1 protein-coding gene is annotated in these 852 nt (G+C 36.9%); it reads right to left on the reverse strand.

The window, feature by feature from the left end; translation table 11 throughout:
* Positions 1–248 precede the first annotated feature (248 nt).
* A complete protein-coding gene (gene mscL / locus ACRCJ0_RS16420; protein WP_431391232.1) occupies positions 249–647 on the reverse strand; it encodes a large conductance mechanosensitive channel protein MscL in 399 nt (132 codons plus the stop codon).
* Between the last annotated feature and the right edge of the window lie 205 nt (positions 648–852).

Raw genomic sequence — 852 nt, forward strand, 5'->3', positions numbered from 1 at the left:
AGACCTAGCTGAGTATGCTTACATACTCAGCTAGGTCTTTTACTTTGTTCAAAATAGATGAAGGTAGATTAAAGGACGGAGCCTAAATCGGGCCCACACCTCATAGTCGAGTTCGAGGATCACGCATCCTAAAATCGGACTCGCTTTGGCAGTCAGGTGTTCACTTCAGGAATATTTGCAGCAAGTAAACTTGCTACGGCATATTCCTTCCAGTGCTACCTGCCTAAACGCCAAAGCTCACACCTTAACTATTTATTTTGTTCTTTTAATAAGTCACGGATTTCTGTTAATAGTAATTCTTGGCTATCAACAAGTGCTACCTCGTCGTCTTCTTCAACACCATCTTCTTCTTTCTCGAATTGGCTCTTCAATGATGCTACAGCTTTCATGACGAAGAATAATACCAATGCGATAATTAAGAATGTGATCACCGCTTGGATAAAGTTACCTACAGTCAATACAGCAGAACCTAATTGAACTGTGATAGAAGTAAAGTCAGTTGACCCTAAGATCAATCCAACAAACGGCATGATGATATCACTTACTAACGAGTTAACAATAGCAGTAAAAGCAGTCGCCATTACAACCCCAATAGCCAAGTCTAAAACATTGCCTTTAGCAATAAAATCGCGGAATTCTTTTAACATTTTTGTTTCCTCCCTTAAATGAAATATGATTAATAATACATAACTTATTAAACCATATCTCTCATTTTTTGTAAAAAAATAGCCTAAAACCATACAAAGAAAGTACAATTTTAAGCTAAATATTTCAATATTGTATTAAAAATGTACGAAATTGATGACCCCTAAACCAATCATCAAACAAGAAACCACCAAGTGCAGCTTCCGG

The organism is Aerococcus sp. L_32 (assembly GCF_050689315.1).

Bases quoted from the DNA above. Each gene is read 5' to 3' on its own strand.
- mscL (WP_431391232.1), bottom strand. From the start codon at position 647: ATGTTAAAAGAATTCCGCGATTTTATTGCTAAAGGCAATGTTTTAGAC.